The 26,055-nt window shown below is 54.8% G+C and carries 16 protein-coding genes, 1 tRNA gene and 1 riboswitch; of the genes, 8 read left to right on the forward strand and 9 right to left on the reverse strand.

Translation table 11 applies throughout. The annotated features are described in order from the left end of the window. Positions 1-154: 154 nt before the first annotated feature. From BLQ82_RS05180 to BLQ82_RS05190, 3 genes are all read right to left on the reverse strand, one after another. A tRNA-Thr gene (locus BLQ82_RS05180) sits at positions 155-226 on the reverse strand. A gap of 123 nt (positions 227-349) precedes the next feature. Further along, a complete protein-coding gene (locus BLQ82_RS05185) occupies positions 350-1,123 on the reverse strand; it encodes a sugar phosphate isomerase/epimerase family protein (protein ID WP_062525162.1) in 774 nt (257 codons plus the stop codon). 39 nt (positions 1,124-1,162) lie between these two features. Beyond that, positions 1,163-1,471 (reverse strand): MTH1187 family thiamine-binding protein, encoded by a 309-nt coding sequence (locus BLQ82_RS05190; RefSeq protein ID WP_062525160.1) that lies wholly within the window; start codon positions 1,469-1,471, stop codon positions 1,163-1,165. A 379-nt stretch (positions 1,472-1,850) separates the two neighbouring features. Beyond that, positions 1,851-2,080: riboswitch (cobalamin riboswitch) on the forward strand. A gap of 286 nt (positions 2,081-2,366) precedes the next feature. On the opposite strand from BLQ82_RS05190, the gene BLQ82_RS05195 reads away from it, so the two are divergent. The 4 genes from BLQ82_RS05195 (at position 2,367) to BLQ82_RS05210 (ending at position 8,591) form a co-directional block, all read left to right on the forward strand. Further along, positions 2,367-4,352 (forward strand): anaerobic ribonucleoside triphosphate reductase, encoded by a 1,986-nt coding sequence (locus BLQ82_RS05195; protein ID WP_062525158.1) that lies wholly within the window; start codon positions 2,367-2,369, stop codon positions 4,350-4,352. After that, the gene (gene nrdG, locus BLQ82_RS05200; RefSeq protein WP_062525156.1) at positions 4,349-4,864 is read left to right on the forward strand and encodes an anaerobic ribonucleoside-triphosphate reductase activating protein; all 516 of its coding nucleotides are present in this window, start codon (positions 4,349-4,351) and stop codon (positions 4,862-4,864) included. The genes BLQ82_RS05195 and nrdG overlap by 4 nt, the downstream gene beginning before the upstream one ends. A gap of 115 nt (positions 4,865-4,979) precedes the next feature. Further along, positions 4,980-7,313 carry a ribonucleoside-diphosphate reductase subunit alpha gene (locus tag BLQ82_RS05205; RefSeq protein WP_062525154.1) on the forward strand — a complete coding sequence of 778 codons (2,334 nt, stop codon included), beginning with the start codon at positions 4,980-4,982 and terminating at the stop codon, positions 7,311-7,313. A gap of 246 nt (positions 7,314-7,559) precedes the next feature. Next, entirely contained in the window at positions 7,560-8,591 is a 1,032-nt protein-coding gene (locus BLQ82_RS05210) for a ribonucleotide-diphosphate reductase subunit beta (RefSeq protein ID WP_062525152.1), read from the forward strand. Positions 8,592-8,715: 124 nt separating this feature from the next. On the opposite strand, the gene BLQ82_RS05215 is transcribed toward BLQ82_RS05210, so the two are convergent. After that, complete coding sequence (locus BLQ82_RS05215) at positions 8,716-9,081, reverse strand: hypothetical protein (protein WP_157243830.1); 366 nt, start codon at positions 9,079-9,081, stop codon at positions 8,716-8,718. 248 nt (positions 9,082-9,329) lie between these two features. After that, positions 9,330-9,884: an NADPH-dependent FMN reductase gene (gene ssuE, locus BLQ82_RS05220; protein WP_062525150.1), complete on the reverse strand. Its 555-nt coding sequence runs from the start codon at positions 9,882-9,884 to the stop codon at positions 9,330-9,332. Between the two features lie 400 nt (positions 9,885-10,284). Between ssuE and serS the strand changes: the two genes are divergently transcribed. The 4 genes from serS to BLQ82_RS05240 all read left to right on the forward strand — a co-directional run bounded on the left by serS (position 10,285) and on the right by BLQ82_RS05240 (position 20,333). Next, positions 10,285-11,580, forward strand: coding sequence for a serine--tRNA ligase (gene serS / locus BLQ82_RS05225; RefSeq protein ID WP_062525149.1), 1,296 nt, complete (start codon positions 10,285-10,287; stop codon positions 11,578-11,580). Between the two features lie 282 nt (positions 11,581-11,862). Next, positions 11,863-17,454, forward strand: a complete 5,592-nt coding sequence (locus BLQ82_RS05230; protein ID WP_062525148.1) for an S-layer homology domain-containing protein — start codon at positions 11,863-11,865, stop codon at positions 17,452-17,454. Positions 17,455-18,012: 558 nt separating this feature from the next. Then, positions 18,013-18,918, forward strand: coding sequence for an ArsR/SmtB family transcription factor (locus BLQ82_RS05235; protein WP_062525147.1), 906 nt, complete (start codon positions 18,013-18,015; stop codon positions 18,916-18,918). A 137-nt stretch (positions 18,919-19,055) separates the two neighbouring features. Next, complete coding sequence (locus BLQ82_RS05240; protein WP_062525146.1) at positions 19,056-20,333, forward strand: MFS transporter; 1,278 nt, start codon at positions 19,056-19,058, stop codon at positions 20,331-20,333. A 143-nt stretch (positions 20,334-20,476) separates the two neighbouring features. Here BLQ82_RS05240 and BLQ82_RS05245 read toward each other — a convergent pair whose 3' ends face one another. From BLQ82_RS05245 to BLQ82_RS05260, 4 genes are all read right to left on the reverse strand, one after another. Continuing rightward, positions 20,477-21,118, reverse strand: a complete 642-nt coding sequence (locus BLQ82_RS05245; RefSeq protein WP_062525145.1) for a histidine phosphatase family protein — start codon at positions 21,116-21,118, stop codon at positions 20,477-20,479. A gap of 132 nt (positions 21,119-21,250) precedes the next feature. Further along, a complete protein-coding gene (locus BLQ82_RS05250; protein ID WP_062525144.1) occupies positions 21,251-22,054 on the reverse strand; it encodes an AAC(3) family N-acetyltransferase in 804 nt (267 codons plus the stop codon). Positions 22,055-22,541: 487 nt separating this feature from the next. After that, positions 22,542-24,131 (reverse strand): response regulator, encoded by a 1,590-nt coding sequence (locus tag BLQ82_RS05255; RefSeq protein WP_074647890.1) that lies wholly within the window; start codon positions 24,129-24,131, stop codon positions 22,542-22,544. Further along, a complete protein-coding gene (locus tag BLQ82_RS05260) occupies positions 24,128-26,029 on the reverse strand; it encodes a cache domain-containing sensor histidine kinase (protein ID WP_244280702.1) in 1,902 nt (633 codons plus the stop codon). The genes BLQ82_RS05255 and BLQ82_RS05260 overlap by 4 nt, the downstream gene beginning before the upstream one ends. Positions 26,030-26,055: the final 26 nt, after the last annotated feature.

Below are 26,055 nucleotides of genomic sequence, written 5' to 3' on the forward strand. Positions count from 1 at the left end.
ATAAAATTAACTGCCAAAGAGAGAGTTCCAAATAACGGGTAAAACACTTTAGTCGAGTACAGGGTAGATGAATGGTAGATGAGAGGGGGTCCTATGAAAAAAAGCGCAGCCCCCGAAACCCCGGGAAACCGCGCCATGATTAAACTATTAAGGATGCTGGTGAAGGGAATTGAACCCCCGGCCTACGCATTACGAGTGCGTTGCTCTACCCCTGAGCTACACCAGCTTACAGCATTTTCCGTCAAACAAAATACATTATACATCGTCTGGAGAAAAACGCAACCCTTTCTCTCACAGCCCCTCACGATATCTGCTGTGGCACGTATTTACTGAACGAATCAGGAAACGGTTACAGCATTCCCCGCTTGCGGAAGTAATCCAGCGCCAGCCGGGCGCTCTCCAGTGACGAAGTAGCGAAAACCTCCTGCTCCACGATGTAGTGCTGAATTCCAGCTTCATCCGCAGCCTTGAAGACACTATCGAAGTCTACTTGACCTTCTCCGAGATCAGTTTCCTCATGGCCTGCGCCGAAATCCTTGATATGGACCAGCGGCACGCGTCCGGCATAGCGGGAGATATACTCTGCCGGTACTGCACCGCCCACATGCACCCAGCCCAAATCAAACTCCGCCACCATATGCTCAGCGGGAATCCGCTCCAGCCAGATGTCGATGACGGCCTGCCCGTTGACCTGCTTGAACTCAAAGTCATGGTTATGGTATCCGTACTTCAGCCCTGCTGCCCGTACCAGCTCGGAAGCCTTTTCAAAAAATGGAATCAGAGAAAGCACGTCGTCCAGCGCCGGATGCTGTGGAAGCGGAGCTGAAGGCGTGATGAGATACTCCAGCCCAACCTCCCGGGCATATTCGATCTCTCTGGATAATGCCGACTGCATATTCTCCAGACTGCTGAAATCCAGCCCGATATGCGCTGAGGGGGCCGACAGTCCAAGCTCATCCAGCGTTTTGCGCAGTTCTGCAGCCGACACGCCAAAATATCCGGCAAACTCCACCGACTTGTAGCCGATTTCCGCCACCTTGCGCAGCGTTCCCAGAAAATCCTTCTCAGCGCTGTCCCGCAACGTGTACATCTGTATACCGATCTGCTGTTTGATTGCCGCCATTAAACATCCGCTCCTTGTCGCTGTAATTGTTAATCTGAATTAATCCGCCTGCAGCTTGCGTTCCACCGATTCCAGCTTGCTGCGGCTTGTGGACGGCTTGTCCCGCCGGTCATCAATCTTGAGCGAGGTGGACACCCGCTGTGCTCCGGCAGCAAAAGGAGACTCGTGCAGCGCTTCGACAGCCGCCAGAATCCGCGCCAGCGGACCTTCGATAATGGTGCCCATGGATGTCAGCTCGTAGGTAATGCCTTCCACCGTCTCCAGTACACGCTGCATGTCAGCCACATAGCTGCTGAGGCTGGTGCTGCCTGTACCAATCGGAATTACGGTTACTTCGCCAATCGCCATCCTGAAATCCCTCCTATATAAGCTTCGTTGCATAAGCCTCTGGTCCCTTCTATTGTAGCAACTCCCGCCGCCCCTCACAAATCTCCTAAAGTCCTACTATATTCGGGACACACGAACGGACACGGAAAAAGGCCGTAAAAGAAAGGTTGGAAAATTCCGGAACCTTTGTGGCGGATTTCGGACAATTTTTGAATCGGATTCGGCATAATTTGCCTCCATGCTGTGGATTACCTGTGGACGAATTGTGGACGAACACCGGGTTATCTGTGGATGGGCTGTGGATCATCTGTGAGTAAACGGGCGGATTCCGCACCGGGCGCGGGTTCGCAAAAAAATGTTTACAAACACAAGATATTGGGTTATTTTTATCTAGCGACAACAAAATATAGTGGAAACAGGTGCTTTGCTCTCCCAGGAGAGTTAAAGCTTAATAGGGAAGCGCGGTGCAAATCCGCTGTGGTCCCGCCACTGTAACCGGATGCCCCGCAGGCTTCCAGAAGCCCTGCGGAGCAGTATCCTGAGGCTCACGCCACTGAGGGGCAGCTCCCCTTGGGAAGGCGCCCCGGATTCATCGGAAGCCAGGAGACCTGCCTGTTTCCGGGCACCATTATTTATGCCTGCGAGGAACAGGAGAGGTGTCCGCATGCGGCCTGCATAAGCAGATTTAGTCTTCCCTATGCCAGGGAGCCAAGGCTGCCGATACCTGAACGCGATAAGCCTTATCGCGTTCAGGTATCGGCTTCTGCGGGAAAGCATATTTCCATGGAGACCATCCGCAAACAACCGGCTTCGGCTGTTTGCGCTACGCATCCGGGCATTTTTCGCCTTCCTCGGCGGGAAATGCCTTTTTATTACAATCAGAATATGTTTCATATATGGAGAGGAGAGCTAGACAATGACGCTGCTGGAGAAACGGTACAACGGTGGACAAGCTGCACAGGAGGTTCTTTTAGAGGAAGTGATCCATTTGGGGCGCGATATTATCGACAGCCGGGATTTGGATCTGCTGCGCGAGAATGCGAATTTGAACGGTGAGAGCTTTTCCGGCAAAATGAGCAAGTTCGGCAGTGAGTATTCCAAGTGGTATGCCCGCAACTTCACGATGCCGCCGCAGCTCGTGCAGGCTACCCTCGATAATGTGGTGTATGTCCACGATCTGGACCAATACGCGATCGGAACCACCAACTGCATCTTTATCCCGTTCGAGCGGCTTCTCCGCGAAGGCTTCAACACCGGCAACGGCAGTGTACGCCCTCCCAACTCAATTATGACTGCGATGTCGCTGGTGGCGATTATTTTCCAGTCACAGCAGAATGCCCAATACGGCGGCGTCTCCGCCAACAAACTGGATTATGATCTGGCTCCATATGTGACCAAGTCCTTCGCCAAGCTGTTCCGCAAGGGACTGGAGTATTTCGAAGAAGGCACAACCGGAGAGATCACCGGGGAAGTCACTATGAGCCGCAGCGATCTGGCGGAGCAGTATCCGCGGGCCTTCCGCTTTGCGCTGAAGGAGACGGAAAGCGAAACGCTTCAGGCAGCAGAGAGCATGATACATAACCTTAATACCATGTCCAGCCGGTCGGGCGGACAGATTCCTTTTACCAGCATCAACTATGGTACCTGTACCTCACCGGAGGGGCAGCTGGTCATCAGCTCGCTGCTGACCGCCACGATGAACGGTCTGGGCAGCGGCGAAACGCCGGTGTTCCCGATCCAGATCTTCAAATGCAAGCAGGGCGTGAACCAGCAGCAGGGCGATCCGAACTACGGGCTGTTCCTCAAGGCGGCGGAATGCTCGGCCCGCAGATTATATCCGAACTTCGCCAATTTGGATGCGCCGCTCAATCTGCAATATTACGATCCGGCTGATCCGGATACCGAATTTGCCACTATGGGCTGCCGCACCCGGGTGCTGGGCGACCGCTTCGGACGCAACCACTGCTCCGGCAAAGGCAACCTGTCCTTCAATACGCTCAATCTGGTGCGGCTGGGACTGGCATACGGCATCGCCACAGGACGCCGCCTTGCCGCCGACGAACAAGGCTTCTATGACGATCTGAACCATTACATGGACATCGCTCTGGAAGGGCTGCTCCACCGCTTCCGCATCCAGGCTTCCCAGAAGGCCAAAGCTTCCGATTTCATGATGCGCGAAGGCGTTTGGGAAGGCGGCGAAGCGCTCGCTCCAGAAGACAGTGTAGGCGAGCTGCTGAAGCACGGCAGCCTGTCAATTGGCTTCATCGGCATGGCGGAATGCATGAAGGCCATGTACGGCAAGCATCACGGCGAGGACATGGAGATCCACGCCAAAGCGCTGGCGATTGTCCGCCACATGCGGGAATACTGCGACCGCAAGAGTGAGGAGCTGAACCTCAACATCACGCTGTTCGCCACACCGGCTGAAGGCCTGTCCGGTAAGTTCACCAAGGTGGACCGCAAGGTGATCGGCTCAATTCCGGGCGTCACCGACCGTGAATATTATACGAACTCTTTTCATATCCCGGTCTACCATGAGCTGAGCGCCGCACAGAAAATCAGCCTGGAAGCGCCGTTCCACGAATACTGCAACGCCGGCGCGATCTCTTATGTGGAGCTGAACGGCAATGCCCGCAGCAACCCGGCGGCTTTTGTGAAGATCATCCGTTATGCGCTGGAGCAGAAGGTCAGCTACTTCAGCATCAACCATCCGATAGACCGCTGCTCGGACTGCGGCTACGAAGGCGTAATTGGCACGAACTGCCCTTCCTGCGGCGCGCATGAGAAGGATGTGCATATCCGCCGCCTGCGCCGGGTAACCGGCTATCTGACCGGCGACTACCAGACCCGCTTCAATGCCGCCAAACAAGCCGAAGTAAGGGACCGCGTTAAGCATCTATGAATATATGCGGCTACTACCCGGAATCGATCAACGAAGGAGAGGGCATGCGGGCCGTCCTCTTCCTCAGCGGCTGCCGTCACCGCTGCCCGGGCTGCTTCAATCCGAAGACCTGGAATTTCAATTATGGCGAGCCGTTCACCTTGGAGCGCCAGCGGGAGATTATCGCCGAGATGGCGGCGAATCCGCTGCTGGACGGACTGACGCTGGCGGGCGGCGACCCTTTTTTCTCGGCAGAGGAGGCTGCGGGCTTCATACAGGAGCTGCGCAGCGTGCTGCCGGACTATTCCGTCTGGATTTACACCGGTTATACGTATGAGGAGCTTACAGCGGCTCCCGGCTCACCCGAATGGAACCTGCTGGCCTTGTGCCAGGTCGTGATTGATGGACGTTTTGTGGAAGAACTCAAGGATACCACTCTCCCCTACCGGGGAAGCAGCAACCAGCGGATTATCGATATTCAGGCCAGCCTTGCCGGTACGGAAATCGTACATTGGCAGCCGGCTGACTTATAAATTGGGCAACTATACAAAGAGCAGGCCATGCCTTGGTGCGGGCCGCTCTCTGCGCTTATATACTTCAATTTTTGATATTGAAAATTAAACCCAAAAACGAAAGGATGTATGAACTATGCCACAGCTCGTAGTGAAACCCGACAACCGCCAGTTGGCTTTTGATGAAATCCGTCTCTCCGTGTACGCCGACCGTATCCTGAAAGGCCTGGATCAGCTAAGCAAAGAAACCCTGCTGCGCGGTGTGCAGTCCAAGCTGCGCCGTGAAGAGGTCAGCGGAGAAGAGATCAGCAATGCCTTCACGATGAGTGCGCTTGAACTGGTTACCAAAGAAGAGCCGGATTGGAAGTTCGCCGCTGCGCGTTCCCTGCTGACCTCCCTGTACAAAAAAGCTGCCGTCAACCGCCGCTACAAGGCTTACCCGGAAGAGCCTTATGGCGAGTTGTATCCGCTGATTACCGATCTGGTGAAAAAAGGCATCTACCGCGAAGAGCTGCTCTCCCACTATACCAAGGAGCAGATTGAGGAGCTGGGCAGCTGCATCGATCACACGCGCGACCTGCTGTTCGATTATATCGGCCTCTTGACCCTTTCGGACCGCTATCTGGCTCATGATTTTGACGGGCGTGTCATGGAGCTGCCGCAGGAGCGTTATATGGTTATCGCCATGTTCCTCATGCATACAGAGCCTGAAGAGAAACGTCTGGAGCTGGTAAAAGAGGCCTACTGGGCCATGAGCAACATTTATATGACTGCTGCCACCCCTACTATGTCCAATGCGGGCAAAAAGGTCGCCGGACAGCTCTCCAGCTGCTTCATCGACACCGTGGATGACTCGCTCGAAGGCATCTTCGACTCCAATACCGATGTGGCCCGGCTCAGCAAAATGGGCGGAGGCATCGGTGTCTACCTCGGCAAGGTGCGGGCCCGCGGCTCCGATATCCGCGGCCACAAGAACACCAGCTCCGGCGTTATCCCGTGGATCCGCCAGCTGAACAATACCGCGGTCAGCGTCGATCAGCTCGGCACGCGCAAAGGCGCCGTCGCCGTCTACCTCGACGTCTTCCATAAAGACATTCTCGCCTTCCTCGACCTCAAGCTGAACAACGGGGACGAGCGGATGCGCGCGCATGACGTATTCCACGGCGTCTGCCTGCCCGATCTGTTCATGGAGGCTGTGGAAGCACGGGGACACTGGAATCTCTTTTGCCCGCATGAAGTGAAGAAGGTGATGGGCTGGAAAGATGCCAAAGGACGCGCGCTGGGTCTGGAGGATTTCTATGATGAACAGCTGGGACAAGGCTCATTCCGGGAAAAGTATGCCGAAGCCACCGCCAATCTGGAGCTTTCCCGCATCACGGTTCCGGCCATCGACATCATGAAGCGGATTATGAAATCCCAGCTTGAAACCGGCACGCCATATATGTTCTACCGCGATACGGTCAACCGTTCCAACCCGAACCGTCACCAGGGAATGGTATTCTCCTCCAACCTGTGCACAGAAATTATGCAGAACCAGTCGGCAACGGTTATTGAGAGTGAAGAGCTGGTTACGAAGGACGGCCAGACCCGGATCGTGATCTCGAAGGTTCCCGGCGACTTTGTTGTCTGCAATCTGAATTCCATCCACCTGGCCCGTGCTATTCCGGCAGGCGTGCTGGAGCGGCTGGTGCCGATTCAGGTCCGCATGCTCGACAACGTCATCGATATCAACAATATTGAAGTGCTGCAGGCGCAGTACACGAACAGCCAATACCGTGCGGTGGGCCTCGGCACCTTCGGCCTGCATCACCTGCTGGCACTGGAGGGCATCCGCTGGGAGTCCGATGAAGCCGTGGAATACAACAACCATCTGTATGAGCATATCAACTATCTGGTAGTGCGCTCCAGCATGGAGCTGGCCCGCGAGAAGGGCCGCTATCCGAAGTTCGCCGGTTCCGACTGGGATACCGGTGCTTACTTCACCTCGCGCGGCTATACCAGCGGCGAACAGGAAGGCAAATACGTGACCACCGAACAGTGGCGTGAGCTGCAGGAGCAAGTGGCTGCGGACGGCGTGCGCAACGCCTGGATGTTCGCGATTGCCCCGAACGGCTCGACCTCGATCATCGCCGGCTCCACAGCCAGCATCGATCCGCTGTATGAGCTGCTCTCCTATGAGGAGAAAACCACCTATAAGATCGCCAATCCGGCACCGGATCTGTCCGAGAAGACGATCTGGTACTACAAAACGGCGTTCCTGATCGACCAGAACTGGTCCATCCGCATGGCCTCGGCCCGCCAGCGCCATGTTGACCAGGGCCAGAGCTTTAACCTGTACGTGACGCCGGACATCAAGGCCACCGATTTCCTGAACCTGCACCTGAACGCCTGGAAGGGCGGATTGAAGTCGACGTATTATGTGCGGAGCCGTGCCTTAACAATAGAAGAGTGTGAGTCTTGCGCGAGCTAATTGTCTTCGTGCCTTGAATAGAAAAACGGTGATGTATTCGTCACTACGAGGAATGTTTGGGCTTCCGGCCGCTGTTGTCATCAGATGTCTCGATTGTATACCGCCTTTAGCGGTTGACATCCGATGACAAAGGCGGTCGCTATCGCTCCTCCAGCTCCAAACTTCCTCTCCGTGTCTCAATCACCATCTTTCTATTGGCAAAACACTGCATAAGATTAGCTGCCCAAAATACAGGAGGGAAACAAAATGCAACTGCAAAAGATTTTTAATACCGAAGCCCCGAACCAATCCACCCGCATCATCGACGGGGAATGCTCAGGGATTCTGAACTGGAACGATATCCGTATGCCGCACATGTACAAGCTGTACAAGGTGCTGCTGCTGAACCACTGGATCGCCGATGAAATCCCGATGTCGAAGGATGCGCAGCAGTTCCCGCTGCTGGAAGCGGAAGAACAGCGCGTGTTCAAAATCAACATCGCTCTGCTGGCGGTGCTCGATTCCATGCAGACGATGTTCGTCGGCGATGTGAAGCGTTATTTTACCGACTCTTCTCTGGAGGCGATTTCGGCGATCATCGGCCAGCAGGAGGTTGTGCACAACCAGTCCTACTCCTACGTCCTTTCTTCCATTGTTTCGGAGAGCGAGCAGAAAGAGATTTTTGAATACTGGAAGCATGATCCGGTGCTGCTGGAGCGCAACCAGTTCATCTCGGACATTTATCAGGAGTTCCGCGATGCGCCGTCCAAGGAGACTTTTTTCCGGGCGATGGTGGCTGATTTGATTCTGGAGGGAATTTTCTTCTACAGCACATTTGCCTTCTTCTATAACCTGGCCCGTGACCAGAAAATGATGGCGACCAGCCAGATGATCTCCTACATTCAGCGTGACGAGAATCAGCACTGCTACTTCTTCGCCGAAGTGTTCAAGCAGCTGCTGGTGGATTTCCCTGAGCTGAATACCAAAGAAAATATGGATTATGTCTACCGCACCATCGACCGCGCTGTAGAACTCGAAACGAATTGGGGCTATTACACGCTGACCAACGTGCGCGGCATTGATATGAACGAGCTGAGCGATTACATCAAATACACGGCCAACAAGCGTCTGACCCTTATGGGTCTGGAAAAAGCCTACAGCGGCGTAGATGTCAACTGCATGCCATGGATCAAGCCTTTCTCCGACGAAGCGCTGAACGCGACCAAAACCGACTTTTTCGAAGCCAAGTCCCGTAACTACGGCAAGGTTGGCGACGATAATGGGTTCGATGATTTGTAAGGAGCTGTGATGGTTGGAACGTGCATGAAGCCTGGCCGGCATGTAAAAGAAGGCTGCGGGACTGACGCCCGCAGTCTATTGCACAAAATGAAGCTGATCCGCCTGGTTCCAGATCTGTTCCAGCCTAAAAGACAATATGTTGCATTTCCCGTAATTTTATGGAATTTCCTGCAGCAGATTCATCCGGTTCCAGCATAGAAAAAGCAATCTGTTGCATTTCGTACAGCAGATCGGCCCAATTCCGGCATAAGAAAGCGATCTGTTGCATTTCGTGCAGCAGATTTTCGCCAAAAGGCACTTTTAAGGCGTATCCTCTACATTCTGCTGCACAAAGTACAATTGAATTGACTTCCAGCGCTCCCGGAGGAAATTCTGCTGCACAGAATGCAATAGAACTAATTAGTGCGGATCCAAGCTGGACTTTGATGTTGAGGCAGAAGATCCGCAGAGCCAATTTAAGGCCCCAGACTCTGCACTTCAATTCGCTCACTTCAAACCACATATAAATCCTTACATTTACCAAAAGCCCCTTACCGCCGGAATCCCGGCAGTAAAGGGCTTTTCTGATGCTATCGCTGGTCCATGGAAGCTGCGCAGCGTACAGCAGCGCCTACTGTTTCTGTTGGCCTGCTCTACAGAGTCCAAACAGCACCGTCTACTGCTGGTTACCGCCGGAACACTCCCGTTAAATGTATGCAACTGGGAGCCAAACAACCTTAGGCGCCGCTTCTTAACTTGCTACTCTGCAGATTTACGCGCTGCCTTGTGCAATGTCTCTTCCGCCAGCTCCGCAAGGACGCTGTCCAGGCGCAGCTTGAGTTCGTCGGCCAGTTCGACGACACCCTGATCATTACGCACAGCCTGGGAATCCACTGCGTACACGCCGCCCAGAATATGGCGCGCCCCCAATACGGACAATACCGGCTTAAGTGCATATTCAATGGTAAGCAGATGTGCCAGACTGCCGCCCATAAAGAGGGGAAGCAGGATTTTGCCGGCCAGCCCTTTTTCCGGGATCAGATCCAGGAAGGTCTTTAAGACCCCCGTATAAGAAGCTTTGTATACCGGGCTGACCACGATTACTGCATCGGCTTCAGCTACAAGGCCGTTAGCCTTGACGATGGCTTCACTTTCGAATTTGGTATGGATCAGATCTTCGGCCGGAAGTTCGGCCACATTGATCCGCTCCACTTCGAAGCCACGCCCGCGCAAATTGGCCTCCGCATATTCAATGACTGCATTCACCCGCGAGACCAGGGATGGTGTTCCGTTGATGACAACTATTTTAGCCACTTTTCCACCTCTTCCGTTCGTTATCCACATTACGCTCCCGCCGCTTCTACGGCAAAAATCCTTTAAATTAGTAATAATCCTAGCAGAGCGCAGGGATTATTGTCAAACGTATCCTGCCCCTTGCACCCGGCAGCATCCTAAGCTATAATAAGCGGCAATACTACATCCCGATCAGGCCAATGAGCGGCATCCAACCGTGAGGCGTCTGCGACCGGAGCAATTCTGTTGTTCCCTAAGTTTACCGGGTTTCGCCCGTTACCGCGAAGACCAAAGAGGGCCTTGTCCTGCTGTGATTTCAGAGGATTCGGTCAACCTGGGTGGCACCGCGAGCTGACGCTCCTCGTCCCATGGATGAGGGCGTTTTTTGTATTTTTATAGGACAAAAAAGGAGCGAAGCGGCATGCTGGACATGAACTGGATCAGGGACAATGAGGAGCTTGTAAGAAACACGGCGCAGTGGAAAAAGGTGGACTTCCCGCTGGAGAATCTGCTGGAATGGGACGATAAACGGCGGGAGCTGCGCCGGGAAACCGAGCGGCGGCGTGCGGAACGCAATGGGCTGACGAAGGAGATCGAGCGCCTGCTCCGCCAGGGAGAGGCCGGGGCCGGAGAAACAGCCAAGGCGCAGGTGCGCGAGATTAACGCTCAGCTAACGAAGCTGGAGGCGGATCTCACCGAAGCAGAGCAGCGCTGCGGTGAGCTGCTGCTGCTTGCGCCAAATCCCGTATCGGCAGATACGCCGATTGGCGCGGATGACAGCGGGAACGTGGAGCTGCGGCGAAGCGGCCGGCTGCCGGACTTCGGCTTCACGCCGCGCGATCATGTGGAGCTGGGCGAGCTTCACAGCATCATCGATATTCCGCGCGGCGTCAAAGCCGGAGGACCGCGCAGCTACGTGCTGAAGGGCGCGGGGCTGTACCTGCACCTCGCCGTGCAGCGGCTGGCGCTGGATGTGCTGGCAGAGCGCGGCTTCACCGTGATGGACGTGCCGGTTATTGTCCGCCCGGAGGCGCTGGAGCGGACCGGGTTTTTCCCGGGAGGGATGGACCAGACCTATGAGCTGAACGGAGAAAAGCGCTGGCTGGCCGGAACCTCGGAGGTATCGCTCGTCTCGCTCTACAGCGACGAAATCGTCGAGGCAGATACGCCGCTGCGGCTGGCCGGAATGTCGGCCTGCTTCCGCCGCGAGGTCGGCTCGGCAGGCCGTGATGTGCGCGGCCTGTACCGGGTGCACCAGTTCTCGAAGATTGAACAGGTTGTAATCTGCAAGAATGACCCGGCAGTCTCGGAGCAGCTGCTGCAGGAGATTCTGGCGAATGCGGAGCAGATTCTCCAGCTGCTGGAGCTGCCCTACCGCGTAGTAGCCGTCTGCAGCGGGGATATGGCGCTGAAGACCCACAAGCAATACGACATTGAGACCTGGATGCCCAGCCGGGGCGCCTACGGGGAGACCCATTCGGCTTCGAATCTGCTGGATTTCCAGGCCCGCCGTTCAGGCATCCGCTTCCGCGACGAGAACGGCCGGCTGCACTATTGCCACACCCTGAACAATACCGCAGTGGCCACGCCGCGGATTCTGATTCCGCTGCTGGAGAACCACCAGCAGGAGGATGGTTCGATCTATATTCCGCAGGCGCTGCGCAAGTATATGGACGGGCAGGAAATTCTTCACGCTGCGGTGACCGCTGCGGAGTAATTGACCGGTTAAGATTAAGACATCTGACACACAGATAACCTTTCATATATCCTCACAGAAAGCTATAAAACTATGAATTTGCCTATTCAGCCGCTGCTTCGGCCTGTTCAGGAGAAATTCATAGTTTTTTTGTGCAACATGACAAATTTCCTTGTAAATTGATGTTAATCAGCCATTGTTTACTATATATTTACGTTAGACAATCTCTCATTTAATCTGCAAATGATAGATTGGGAGAAGGCTACAACAATATCGTATCTAGAGAGGAGAAGATTGTATCAAATGAACATTCCCTCAAGGCGAACAAAATGGTGGTCGGCAGCGCTTTCATTTGTGTTGATTACCGGTATGGCCCTGCCTGCAGCCCGAACGGCTTCAGCGGCAGCGGATAACAGCACTCCCGTGATCTCCCAGGTGTATGGCGGCGGAGGCAACACCGGAGCCAAGTACAAAAATGACTTCATCGAGCTGTACAACCCTACGGATACAGATATTGATTTGACCGGCTGGAAAGTGAGGTACGCTTCTGCCTCAGGCACTTTTAGTGATAACGCCAAATTCTTCACCCCACTCAGCGGAAGTATTCCTGCTGGCGGGTATTTTCTGATTCAGGAAGCCGCCGGCACCGGAGGTACTGATGCTCTTCCGGCTCCCAATTTAATCGCTGAAGGCGATGCCGTTATTGCTATGGGCGGCACGAACGGCAAGGTCGAACTGCTCGATGCTTCCGGAACCCGGGCCGATCTGGTCGGTTACGGATCAGCCAGTGAATATGAAGGCACCCCAGGTATCGAAGGGTCTGGTCCGACCCAACCCCTCTCCAACACCACCGCAGCCGTGCGCAAGTCCTCTTCCCTGCTCCCTGACGGCAACCGCGGACTGGATACGGACCAGAACCTTGCCGATTTCGCGGTACAGGCACCGGACCCTCGCAGCTCCGGTACGGACAGCACCAAGGCTCCGGCAGTCTCTGCATCCATCGCCTCCGGGCAGACGGTGCCCAAGGGCACGAAGCTTTCCCTGAGCACAAGCAGTGTAACGGCAAGCGTATATTATAGCGTGTACGTTAACGGCAGTACCAGTGCTTTGGAAGACTTTGCTTTGTATAATACTCCGATTCTGCTCCAGGATGATACCGTGCAGATTAAAGCTTATTCTGCCGAAGCAGGCAAAACGGACAGCGGCATCTCCCAATTCAGCTATACCACCAAGGAAGCTATCAGCGGACTGACGATTCCCAAGATTCAGGGCACCGTCCAATCCTCGACCTATGCAGGACAGCTCGTGAAGGATGTGGCGGGGATTGTCACATACACGAGCGGCAGCACATTTTACATTCAGACTGCAGCGCCGGACAACGATCCCCGGACCTCTGAGGCGATCATGGTCTACCTGCCGGGCAACAAGGTAAAGGCCGCCGATTCCGTTCTTGTGGATGGATGGGTTAAGGAATATAAAGAAAGCGGATATGCAGATGCCACTGATCTGCTGACCACGGAAATTGCGGCGACCCAGGCAACCGTGTTATCCGGCAACAACCCGCTCCCTGCACCCACGGTTATTGGAACGGGCGGGCGTGTGATTCCGGCTACTACGATTTCTGTAGGGCTAAGCAAAGAGCTTGACCCGGCCAAATATGCGCTCGATTTCTATGAGAGTCTGGAGGGGATGCGCGTTCAGCTCAACACCCCGAAGATTATCGGGCCTTATGATCATGAAATTCCGGTTACTGTGAACAACGGCGCCAGTACAACCGAAGTTTCTTCACCTGCGGGCGGTCTGGTACTTACTGGAGCGGATTTCAATCCCCAGCGTGTTCTGATCGCTGCCCAGCCGAGCGCTCCAGTTCGGACAGGACAGGTATTTAAAGGAAACATCACCGGTGTTCTCGGTTATGACTACGGCAATTTCAAGGTGCATCCGGAAGGCGCTCTGCCGGAGGTCGACAAAGGAACTTCTATTGAGCGGGAGACGACCCCTTTGAAAGCCGGAGCTGATAAATTGACGGTAGCTTCCTTTAACGTGGAAAACTTCTCTTTAAAAAGCGGCTCCACCAAAATCGGGAATATCGCCAAGGCCATCGTGACTAATCTGAACACACCGGATATCCTCGGCCTTCTGGAGGTTCAGGACAATGATGGCGCAGACAACACCGGAACCGTTGATGCCACGGACAGCTATAAAGCGCTGATTGATGCCATTAAGCAGCAGGGCGGTCCAACCTATGCTTTTACCGATATTGCTCCTGTGAACAATATGGACGGCGGTGCGCCGGGCGGGAATATCCGTGCCGGATTCATCTACAACACTGAACGCGTGCAGCTGGCGGAAGGTACTAAGGGCGATGCCACCACTGCGGTAGCCTATACCAAGGATGGCGGACTCAGCCTGAATCCGGGGCGCATTGATCCGGCCAATCCCGCGTTCTTCAATTCCCGCAAGCCGCTTGCAGCGGAATTTATCTTCAATAATCAAAAGGTAGTGGTCATTGCCAACCACTTCAACTCCAAGACGGGAGACTCCGCACTTTACGGCGGCATCCAGCCTCCGGTTCTGCCAAGTGAAGCCCAGCGGGCGGAAATTGCGACAGTCGTGAACAGTTTCGTTTCCGGCGTGCTGGCCAAGAATCCCGACGCAAATCTTGTTGTGCTTGGCGATCTGAACGATTTCCAGTTCTCGAATACTTTGAAAATTCTCAAAGGCAGCGCGCTGACTAACCTGGTCGACACCCTGCCGCTGGGAGAGCGTTACTCCTACGTATACCAGGGCAATTCCCAGACGCTGGATCATATGCTGGTCAACAATAAGCTGGCGGCCAGATCGGCACTGGACATTGTGCATATCAATGCCGACTTTGATGAGAAAGAAGGACGCGTGAGCGATCATGATCCGCTGCTGACGCAAATTGATTTTGGCACGGAAAATTTCAACCTGCGTGTCCTGCATACCAACGATACGCATGGCCATCTGGAGAATATCACCAAGCGGACCTCGGCCATCAGCAGTGAACGGACAGGCAACACGGTTCTGCTGGATGCAGGCGATGTTTTCTCCGGAACCCTGTATTTCACACAGTTTAAGGGACAAGCCGACATCGAGTTCATGAACAATATCGGCTATGACGCGATGACGTTCGGCAACCACGAGTTCGATCTGAACAAGGAGCAGCCTGAAGTCCTGAAGAACTTCGTGACCGCCGCCAAATTCCCGTTCGCGAGCGCAAACATTGACTTTACGACAAAGGGAAGCGAACTGGCAGAACTCTATCACAATGCCATCGGCACGCTTGAAACCGACGAGACCAAGAGCACCGCAAAGGACGGTAATATCTATCCTTCTGTCATCAAGGATGTTTATGGTGAAAAGGTCGGCATCTTCGGCCTGACTACTGAGGATACCGTGGGGCTGTCCTCGCCCGGAGATCAAATCAGCTTCAAGGACCATGTGGAAAGTGCCAAAAATACAGTAGCCATGCTGCAAGCGCAGGGCATCAACAAAATTATCGCCGTCACCCACCTTGGCTACACTGTGGATCAGGAATTGGCAAAAGCTGTACCCGGAATTGACATCATCGTGGGCGGACATTCGCATACGAAGATCGATAATCCCCCGACCCCAATCGTCAATGCCGGCACCGGTAAAAATGTGCTGATCGTACAGACCGGTGAATACAGCCAGTTCCTTGGTGAACTGAATGTAACGTTTGACAAAAACGGCGAAATTCTTGCTTATAACGGCAAGCTGCTTGACGTCAATTTGTTCGGTGAGGACAGCAGGGCCAAAGAATTGCTTGCTCCCTATGATGCCAAACTCGCCACCGTACGCAACACCGTCGTCGGCTACTCGGATGTCGATCTTTACACTAACCGCATGATCGACGGCAAGTCCGTCAGAGTTGTACGCCAGGAGGAAACCCCAATCGGCAACATGATTGCTGACAGCATCGCAGACAAAGTCAGAGAGCTGATGCCAAACTTCGTATCGGCAGGCGACCTCGCTTCCATCAAAGGTGTTGTTGCTATCCAGAATGGCGGCGGTATCCGCGCAGCCATCGACAAAGGTGACATTACGATGGGCGAAGTGCTGACCACGCTGCCATTCGGCAACAGTCTGGCCGCTCTCAAAGTAACCGGTGCGGAAATTATCTCCTCCCTGGAGAACTCGGTCAGCGGACTGAGCTCGGATCAGGGCCGGTTTGCACAGGTATCCGGGATGAAATATACGTATGATTCCACGAAGAAACCGGAGATTGTAGACTCGCTGACCGGTCAGGTAACCCAGGCCGGAGAACGTATAGTGTCAGTAGAAATCCGGCAGACGGACGGTTCTTATCTGCCGATTGATCCGCATGCTTACTATCTCCTGTCCACCAACTCCTTCATGGCCGGGGGCGGTGACTTCTACCGCGCACTGGCTGGAGCTAAGGCCGACGGACGGTATTATGAGCTGGGTCTTCCGGATTTTGAGGTTCTTTTATCTTATCTGAAGCTGCACCATCCAATTAACAGCAAGGTTGAGGGCCGGATTACCGATCTGAAGGGCACTACTCCTAGCCCTACACCGACACCTACACCTTCAACTACACCGACACCAACGCCAACTCCGACTAGCCCATCGGGAGGAGGTGGCGGCACACCGGCAACGGCAACGGCAGCACCAACGCCGACGCCTGGCGCAACCGCCTCTGCGCTGGCTCCGCCGCAGGTGACGACGATCACCGCAGCAGATCTGACCAGCAGGCTGGCGGCCCTGCCTGACGGAACCAGTGAGCTGGTGATCCCGCTCACCGCTTCAAGCGGCGGAGCACAAGTGGTGCTTCCGGGCAGCGTGCTTATACAGCAGGCAGCTAAGAATCCTGCTGCCGTCCTTACGTTCACGGTCCCTGGGGGAGCTTCCTATTCACTTCCACTCCGTGTACTGAACGGAACAGCACTGGCAGCTCAACTCGGCACCAGCGACTTCACCATTACCGTGTCCCTGCTGCAGGCAAGTGCTTCAACACTCAGCAGTCTGAATCAGGCTCTTGCGGCCCAGGGCGGCCCGCTTAGCCTGGCTGCACCCGTGATGGAGTTTACAGTTACAGCACAGGCTGGAAGCAGCAGCGTTTCACTGAACAATTTCGGCAGCACCTATGTGAAGCGTACCCTTACTGCACCAGGAGTGCTGAACCCGCAGGGTTCGACCGCTGTTTCGTTTGACCCGGCCACCGGCAAGCTGTCCTTCGTGCCTTCCGTCTTCACCGGTAAGCCTGACGGAACCACCGAAGTTACGATCAAACGTAACAGCAACAGCTTCTACACCGTCGTAAAATCAAGTAAGACGTTCGGAGATATTACCGGACACTGGGCCAAAGCATCCATTGATCTGCTGGCCTCCAAGCTGATTATAACCGGCACGAGCGCCGCAGCCTTCCAGCCATCGCAGATGGTAAGCCGTGCGGAATTCGCCGCACTGATTACCCGCTCGCTCGGGCTTGCGTCCATGAGCAGCGGAACCACCTTCAGTGATGTGGGGGCAAATGCCTGGTATACGGATGCTGTGAAGACAGCCGCCGCCGCAGGCCTCATTACGGGCTATACCGACGGAAGCTTCAAGCCGGCCAGTCCGATTACCCGCCAGGAGATGTCCACAATTATGGCCAAAGCCATGAAGTACACGGGCAAATCCCTGCATGCCGATCCTGCAGCACTGGCCAAATTCAGCGATGTCACCGTCATTCCGGCCTGGTCCCAGGCGGCAATAGCCGAGATTGCTGCTGAAGGCATCATTCAGGGCAGACCGGACGGCTCATTCGCACCGCAGGCGCTGGCTACCCGGGCGGAAGCCGCAACGATGCTAGAGAAGACCCTGAAGTCGCTTCAATTTATCAATTAAAGCTATCAGAGCTTAGAGCCCTGCGAGGCAGGAAGCTCATCGTTAATGGAACAAAACGGCTGCGCCATCCTTCACAGGATAGTGCAGCCGTTTTAGTTTTAAGATTGCTTAAAAATCCTGTAAACTGTGATTGCTAGGATGAGAGGTCCTGTCCCCCTGTCCCCCCTGCTTGGATCTGCTCGGTTCGGTAACAAACTTAAGTGGAAAAAGTAAACCTAAATCTCCCTTATCCCCCTTCCCCGCAAACGTTAGTTGGAAAAAGGGTCACCAACCACCCTATCGCCAAGCATCCTCCGCCCTTATCTGTGTAACTGAAAAGTGGTGTCTTATGTACGAGTGGCCATAGATTTATTTTCCGGAATATGGTTCTACACCCTTGATACCTTCAATTAGTTCGTTTATAATAAAACAAAATTTAGTTCTATATTTATAGAACAAAATATTCAGATCACCGTTAATGGTGGGCTGCTTCGACCAGCATCCGCCGCTGTATATGAATTCAGCCCTTCAGCTCCCCCAACGCCTGCATGGGGCAATCTAAGGAAACGAGGAACGCACATGGATTATAAGGTAGAAGTGGATTTTGCCCCTATGTATGAATGCTTCACCAGTTTAACTGCTTTTCTGGGCAAGCAGAATCATAACGCTCTGGAGTCCGGCAAGCTCTGGGTTAAGGAGGTTCAGAAAAAGTTTACCACAGCCCAGCTTCAGAACATGCAGGAGTTCTCCAGGGAAAATGCCGATTTCACGCTCACCCCATACATATGGAGCTGCCCTGGTGACCGTACAGTATCCGGTTTTCTGGATTGGTTCGACGGCCTCTCTCCGGGAGAACTGTTCGAAATTACCGCACGCTTCGGATCAACGGTTCCGTCCAATCTCACCGATATGCGCAGCCAAGTCTCCCGGGTTCTGCGGGATTGGAATGAACGGTACTTCCGGGAAATCGATCCCGCTATTTTAGACTCGCTGAGCCGGGAGGCAGACTCCAGACGGGCCGGATTAAACAGCACTAATGCTCTGGAGGTCTACGAGCAGGCGACACAGGGGATGCGGCTGTATCCCGGCGAACAATTGAAGCAGATCATACTGATCCCACAGTACCATGCCCGCCCGCTGGTCACCTCTTCGTTATACGATGAATTTGTTTTTACCAGCTATGCTTGTGATGCGCTGCCTCCGGAGGAAGGGCGGCCCGCTCCTTCGCTGCTGCGGCTAACCCGGGCGCTCTCGGACGAGACGCGGCTCTACATTCTCCGTCTGCTGGCCGGGAAGCAGCTGGGCTTCACTGAAATTGTGCGGCAGGTCGGCCTGTCCAAAAGCACGATCCACTACCATCTCATCACGCTGCGTTCGGCCGGATTGGTCATTGTCCATACCAGCGGCAAAAGCGCGTCCTACAGCCTGCGCCTGGATGCCCTGAACAATCTGCCGCAGCAGATTGCCGATTATATGGAGAAGTGAGCAGGAGCAGACGGTTAAGCGCTAAAAGAGCAATCACCCGGATGAGCCGCCGTTTACCACTTAGCCGCTTAGCGGTTATGTCCCCTTTATGGTCTGAGCGCTTGGGCGGGGATACGTGAAAAAGGAGTGAATTCCCTATGCTGAAACGCAGCTATTATGGCTTGCTGTCCACGATTTCCCTGAGCGCTTTCGGAGATGCCTTTGGCCTGCTGGCGATGGAGTGGCTGGTCTACGAGCTGACCGGCTCCAAGCTGGCCATGGGCGCACTGGCACTCAGCTCCGGCATCCCGGAACTGGTGCTGCGCTTAATCGGCTCGCCGCTGTCGGACCGGCTGCACCGCGTGCGCTTCATGGCCTGCCTGGCCGCCGTCCGGCTGCTGGCCATTGCCCTGCCGCTGGGCATGGGCCTCGCCGGCCAGCTCCAGCTCTGGCATTTGTTCGCCGCAGCCGGGCTTAGCGGCGCCTGCGCCGCGCTGTTCATGCCCACGGCGATGGCTGTCATTCCCGGCGTCGCAGACAGCCGGAAGCTGGTGCGCGCCTTCGCCGTCATCGACGGCTGCAAAGGAGCGGCGGCGCTGCTTGGGCCTGCGCTGGCCGGTGTGATCACCGCGTCCAGCGGAGCGCTGCCGGCCCTTGGCATCAATATGCTGTGCTGCACCGCTGCCATTGCCACGCTGCTGTGTCTGCCGAAGCTGCCCAAGCCGGATACAGCTCCAGGCAGCTTTTCCCTGGCTGCATATATGCGTGAAATCGCAGAAGGCTTCACCTTCTACAAGCAGTTCCCGGCAATGTTTACCATTATGCTCATGGCTTCGGTCAGCAATCTGAGCTCCATCGCCGTCTGGACGATGATGGTTCCCTATGTGCGCGAGGTGCTCCACCGCGACGCTGCAGCCATGGGCACGCTCACCACAGCTTCTGCACTGGGAACGCTGGTCGGGCTTGGTGTGATCTCCCTGCTGGGCGAGATTCAGCGCAGGCGCCTGGTCATGCTCGGCAGTCTGGGCACCATCGGAATCATTACATCCATATGGGGGCTGGTCCCCAGCCTCCCCTTCGCGCTTGCTGCCGTATTTGTATCCGGTGCCCTGGGACCCTTCTTCGGCTCTTTAAGCTCCTCCCTGCACGGGCGTCTGGTTCCGGGCAATCTCCAGGGACGGGTGAATTCCATCCGGTTTCTGATTGGCGGCAGCCTGACGCCCCTAGGCGCTTTTGCCGGAGGGGCTATTGCCGAGGCCTACGGCATCTCTGCCCTATTTCTCGCCGCAGGACTGCTGCCGGCTGTATTTGCCGGAATCGCCCTGCTGCTCCCCGGCCTCCGGATGCTCGATGGCGACCTGTCAATGCTTGAAGCCAGACAATTGCAGAACAGCAGGCTGCCCGCCGTGGCTCCAGGCGTTTTAGCGGAAAGGTAACCCCGCCGCCACGGAGCCACAGGGTCTGGCCTGATCCGATCAACATTCGGGCGATCCATATCCCAACACCAAACAGGCGATACCCGTGTCATTGGAGTATCGCCTGCAGGCTGGAGCTTTTAGCAACCATGATCTTTATAGGTCTAATCAAAAAGTTCATCTTCTGTGCTTCTCACATAATGGCTTGTATCCCCGTGCAGCAGGATCTCTGCCATCCCGTCCGTAAAATCAACCCGGCACAGGCAGGTAGGATAAATATAAGGCAGATCCCATAGCTTCTCCATGGCCCTCTCTTCAAAATAAGCCATCAGCACTTTAATAACCACCGTATGGGTAACAATCAGGATGCGCTGCCCCTCATGTGCGGCCACAATTTCCTGCAGCTTGTCCAGCGCACGCTTCTGCACACCGGCAAAGGTCTCGCTGCCTTCCACCCTGAATTCCTCCGGGTCCTTCCAAAAATTAAAGTGCTGCACCGGGTCCCGGGCTTCGATCTCGCCGGAGTCGCATCCTTCCCAGACTCCCATGCCGATTTCCTTGAATTCATCGCAGGCAGTTAGCGGGATGTCCCGCTCTCCCCGGATAATCTCCGCCGTCCGAAATGCCCTTGGGCTTGAGCTGGAATAAATGATATCTAGCGGCTCCTTTTGCAGCCCCGCGTTCAGCCACTGTGCCTGCTGCTCGCCAAGCGGCGTAAGCGGTGAATCAAGATGCCCCTGCATCCTTTTCTGGACATTCCATTCTGTCTGACCGTGCCGGGTTATAAATACTGTTGTTGCAGTCAAGAGGCCACCCTCCTTTATAGTCCTTCATAATCATATAAGTTATAAGACAAATTTGATCTCCCTAATTCCAAAAAATCGCCCGTCACTGCGCTGAAGAGCTGCTATTCCCAGCCGCATACGTAACCTGATCCGTTACACCCGCCTCTGCTCCAGCCACTTCACCGCATAGTCCACGATCTCCCGCTGCGGGATTAGCTGGGCTGGTGCTGCGGCAACTTTACCATATGTAATCTGTCCCGTCTCTTGTCCGAAGTCCCCGCCAATGGCGGCAAAATCCTCCGAATTCCAGTTATAATCCCTGAACTCTACCCAGTGTCTGGCCCCATCAACCCGCATAGGCGCTCCCGCAGTGACCTCCTGCTTCCCGGCATACTCCGCCCGGTATTCAGCCAGATGCAGTGAGGTATTGTTGAGGCTGTCTACGCCGAGCAGCAATACGCTTCCTTTCAGATCATAAATCCGGGCCAGAGGCGATTGTTCGCCAAAGGCATACTCCAGCGCATGCCCATCGATAATCTCATCCCTGTGCCTGCCCCAGGCGGCAAAAGAATTTATCGGATGGCTGCTGCGCTTCACGCCTTTTTGCTTGCGGAACGTTTCAGGAATCACGCCCATCCCCCGCAGCAGCGTGAGGTCCGGGTCATAGGCCGGCATATGCTCCCGGATGCCCGGCCACCATGCCTCAGGCACGGGCGGATTGCTCCAGCCTGACGGATCGGTCAAGTCTGAGGAATGGGTGGGCATCACCAGAGTTCCCTCTTCCCCAAGCACCTGTTCCAGCGCCAGAATAACGGCCACCGGCCCGCCTGCCACCCACTGCCCCAGCGACTTGAAAGACGAATGCAGCAGCATCGTCATCCCCTCGCACACACCCAGCCTCCGAAAATCCGCAGCCAGCGTCTCTACAGTAATTAGTTCCCCTTGAACTTCTTCCACTCGAATGTCTCACCTCAACTTTTCATATCTGAGGATCTACTCCTCTGCAATTTGAGAGCATACCTCAAGCCTAATAGACTTGGATCAGACTTGAACAGGCTTGGGCAGTCCAACGGTTCAGCACAGTGACCTTCCGGATTTCCGGGGACAAGTCACCGCACCTAGAGGGCATCTGCTATCTACCTGCCTATCCTGCCCAACCTCGTACTCGATTTCATACTCATTAGATGGAATTTCTCCCACTAATTCTTCTGATAACAAACTTAATCCGCATTTAGTGGGAATTAGTCCACTTAAATTTTCTGTAATGGTTAAAATACCCCCAAGTTCGCTGTTCGCTGAAAATTTAAGTTCCCTTTTTCCACCTAAATCAAAAAATGAGCACAATTCCGTTAAATTAGTTGTACTAATTCCCACTAACAAAAAGTTAGTTGGAGCTTGTCAGCAGCATCCTTGCCTCAGCCAAGCGCCTGCCGCTTCCGGCTTCTCACGATTCCTTATCTCCCATTCGTCCCGGGTAACGCTCCAGCAGCAGCTTGGCGCGGTATTCGCCGGGGGAGATGCCTTCCAGCTCCTTGAATACACGGGCGAACTGCTTGCTGTTCTCGAAGCCGACCGCTTCGGAGACACCGGCCAGCTTGACGCGGTTCTCGGAGAGCAGCGCTTTGGCGTGGCGGATGCGGACTTTTTTGAGATACAGCACAAAGCTCTCTCCGGTGTAGGCCTTGAAGGCCTCACTGAAATAAGAATAGTTAAGCGACACATAGTTGCTGACCATGGCCATATTCAGCGGACGGGCATAATTCGCTTCAATATAGGCCAGCGCTTCCTCCATATCGGTATGCTCGGTGTGAGCGGATCTAATTCCTATGATATATTCGTTCACCGTAATGAGCAAATGCTCAAGTGTCCGGTAATAGTCGTGAAAATGGCGGAAATTATACAGATTGCCTACTGTGCGGTACAGCTTCAGTACCTCTACCGAAGCCTCCCCGTGCAAACGGAAAACCTCATCCAGCACCCGTTCATTGATGCTGCGGCCCACATGTTCCAGATATGCCAGATCCAAATGCTGCAAATGTTCCAGCTGAAAAATAACGCCCAGCAAACTTTTGATTTCCTTCTCGCGTTCGGTCCCGAGCATGTTCAGCAGCTTGCGCAGCTCTTCCTCCGGCGCCGGAAACTGCAGCCGCCCTTCGCGCAGATCCGCGTAGTCCATGAAGCTGGCCTGCGGCGGCAGGAACGTATACTGCAGCGCGCGGCAGGCCTCCTTATACCCTGTGCGGAAATCTGCCGGATTGCGCATTTCGCCGCCGATGCCGATGAGCAGCCCGTTCAAATCCTTGGCTGCAGCCTGCCGGTCAAGCTCCCGGAATGCCTCCCTGCCGCTTCCGACCAGGACCAGCTTCCCTTCCCAGTCTGTCAGAATCTCAGTAAAACGGCTGGAGAGCGGGCCGCTCATCCGCTCGATCAGCCCTTGTACTTCCTCCGGCTTCATCCGCGTCCCGTCATTATAATAGAAGTTCAACACTCCTACCGTAAAAGGAGCCGGCAGCCGTTCCAGTTCCTGCTGCTGCTCCAGCGACGGCTCCACGGGCTCCTGCATCAGCAGACCGCGCAGCCGGGCGGTCCGCAGCTCCTGGCGGTAGCCCTCAGCCTCCTGCGCAAGCCTCCGGGAGCTGGACTCCTGCTCCTTCCACTCCCGGCTGATCTGCTCCAGAACCCCGAACAGCTCCTCGCGCCGGATCGGCTTCAGCAGATAATCCTTAACGCGGTAGCGGATCGCGCTTTTGGCATATTCAAAATCATCGTAGCCGCTTAAGATCACGACCGCCGGCCCTTCCCCGCCGGGCTCCGCTTCCGCGGACAGCCGCTCCAGCAGCGTGATACCATCCATCACCGGCATGCGGATGTCGGTAATGATGATATCTCTGCGTTCCTGCTGATACAGCGCAAGCGCCTCTGCACCATTCCCCGCGAGTGCGATGCTGTAGCGGGACGGGTATTCCCGCTCGATCATGGCCTGCAGACCCTGGCGGATCATCTTTTCATCATCTATAATCAGCAGCTTCTTCATGTCTGTCTATCCCCCGTCAAAAGAACTTTGGGCAGCGTCATGAACACTGTCGTCCATTCCCCCGCCTGACTCTTCACTTCCAGCCCGTAGGCTTCCCCATAGAACAGCTGCAGCCGCTGATGCACATTCCGCAGCCCTATCCCTCCCCCTCTGTAACCGCCAGTTGAGGAACCGGAAGCATCTGCCCCCGGCTCCTCCTTGGCATATATGGAGCTGTGCAGCTCCGTCAGCCGTTCCGGGGTCAGCCCGAACCCGTTATCACGGATAGCGATAAAGATATCCCCATCGGCCTCCGAAATCCGGATGCGGATCGAGCGGTTCTGAAGCTCCTCCTCTCCGGCTGCCCATGCGTGCTTCACACTGTTCTCCACCACCGGCTGCAGCGACATCTTCAGCACCTCAAGCTCCAGATAAGGAGCATCAATCTCCAGTTCCAGCAGAATCGGATACTCAAACCGGATATTCATCACTTCAATGTAATTTTCGATATGGCGGATTTCATCCCGCAGCTTCACATACTCTCCTGACCATTTGAAGTTGTAGCGCATCATGCCGCCAAGCGAAGTCAGCGCATCGGAGATGCCCCGCTGATTCTCGATCTCGGCCAGCATTTTTATATTTTCCAGCGTGTTATAGAGGAAATGGGCATCGATCTGGTTATGCAGCGTCCGCAGTTCGGCCTCCTTGGAGAGAGCCTCCTTGTTCACAGCCTGGGCTACCAGCGTATTAATCGTGTTCATCAGCTTGGAGAAATGATGGGCCAGCTCCCCGACTTCCCCGCCTCCGCGGATGCTGATCCCCGTATACGCTTCCCCTCTGCGCGCTTTTTTCATCGTCTCGGTCAACCGGCGCAGATTCTTCAGGATAAAGGCATTCAGCACATAGGCAATAGCTGTAACCAGAACAATAAAGCCGATATTGAGTCCGATAATCAGATTGCGGGTATGCGCTATATCCTTCATAACCCCTTCCATGGACACCACATTGACCAGTGAGGCGCCGATCTCCGTAAGCGGGGTATGAACCAGCAGAAAAGAGTTGCCGTTCTCCTTATAGTGGATATCCCACTCCCCGGTCTCCGCATACTGCCGCAGGCGTCCGGCAATCGCTCCGGTCAGCTGCGGGTTATCCTGCACAAAAGAATTATCGGCGCGGGTAAACAACTGCAGCTCCTCGCCCGCGATGAACATCTGCGACTGGTTGTCGCGCACATCGGTATAGGTTTTCGGCGTAAACCGGCTGAGCAGCATATCCACCTGAATCATCCCGACATGATGGCCGGCCGGAATGCTGATCTCGCGCAACAAAGAGACCTTTGGCTGCCCCTTCGGGGGATCGCCCGAATAACGCTGCATGAGATCAGGGTCTTCATTTTGAAAAGACCACAGCTCCTGCCCCTCCAGCTTCAGGGCTTCTTGGAACCATGGCTCCATGGATACCCGGTCCTCCCGGAAAATAATAGGCCAGAGTTCGTGAACCTCCCCGCTTCCTGAATAAAGGCGCAAATGCTCAATATTGGGGTTGTTGATTTGGATTCTGCTGAGATTCACAAAAGTCGTCGTATTGAAATCAATCAGTTCGCCGAGGGAGGGGTCTTTTTCATTGAGCAGATAATTCTGGACCGCCTTGTCGGAATAGGCCATCTGCGCCGCCCGTTCCATGGCCTCGATCTGGTTGAGAATATGCAGCTTTTCCATCTGCAGCAAATAGCTGTTTTTGTCCACGGCATCGCGTACATACGTATTGTTGATCGATCTGTAGGAATAGAGGGAGACCAGCAGACACGGACCCAGAATAATAAAAATATAGGCCGCCACCAGCCGGCTTTGCAGCGATCTTCGTCCCCACCAATAATTGAAGGAGCTCCATAATGCCCCTGTTCGTTTGCGTATGCTCACCTGTGTCCTGTACACCTCACCTGACG

It is taken from the genome of Paenibacillus jilunlii (assembly GCF_900102965.1).
Classification (GTDB): Bacteria; Bacillota; Bacilli; order Paenibacillales; family Paenibacillaceae; genus Paenibacillus_AQ; species Paenibacillus_AQ jilunlii.

What these genes read in the sequence shown, in the direction of transcription:
- BLQ82_RS05185 (WP_062525162.1), bottom strand. Translation starts at nt 1,123, where the DNA reads ATGGCGGCAATCAAACAGCAGATCGGTATACAGATGTACACGTTGCGG.
- BLQ82_RS05190 (WP_062525160.1), bottom strand. Translation starts at nt 1,471, where the DNA reads ATGGCGATTGGCGAAGTAACCGTAATTCCGATTGGTACAGGCAGCACC.
- BLQ82_RS05195 (WP_062525158.1), top strand. Translation starts at nt 2,367, where the DNA reads ATGACGCTGCTGGAGAAACGGTACAACGGTGGACAAGCTGCACAGGAG.
- nrdG (WP_062525156.1), top strand. Translation starts at nt 4,349, where the DNA reads ATGAATATATGCGGCTACTACCCGGAATCGATCAACGAAGGAGAGGGC.
- BLQ82_RS05205 (WP_062525154.1), top strand. Translation starts at nt 4,980, where the DNA reads ATGCCACAGCTCGTAGTGAAACCCGACAACCGCCAGTTGGCTTTTGAT.
- BLQ82_RS05210 (WP_062525152.1), top strand. Translation starts at nt 7,560, where the DNA reads ATGCAACTGCAAAAGATTTTTAATACCGAAGCCCCGAACCAATCCACC.
- serS (WP_062525149.1), top strand. Translation starts at nt 10,285, where the DNA reads ATGCTGGACATGAACTGGATCAGGGACAATGAGGAGCTTGTAAGAAAC.
- BLQ82_RS05230 (WP_062525148.1), top strand. Translation starts at nt 11,863, where the DNA reads ATGAACATTCCCTCAAGGCGAACAAAATGGTGGTCGGCAGCGCTTTCA.
- BLQ82_RS05235 (WP_062525147.1), top strand. Translation starts at nt 18,013, where the DNA reads ATGGATTATAAGGTAGAAGTGGATTTTGCCCCTATGTATGAATGCTTC.
- BLQ82_RS05240 (WP_062525146.1), top strand. Translation starts at nt 19,056, where the DNA reads ATGCTGAAACGCAGCTATTATGGCTTGCTGTCCACGATTTCCCTGAGC.
- BLQ82_RS05255 (WP_074647890.1), bottom strand. Translation starts at nt 24,131, where the DNA reads ATGAAGAAGCTGCTGATTATAGATGATGAAAAGATGATCCGCCAGGGT.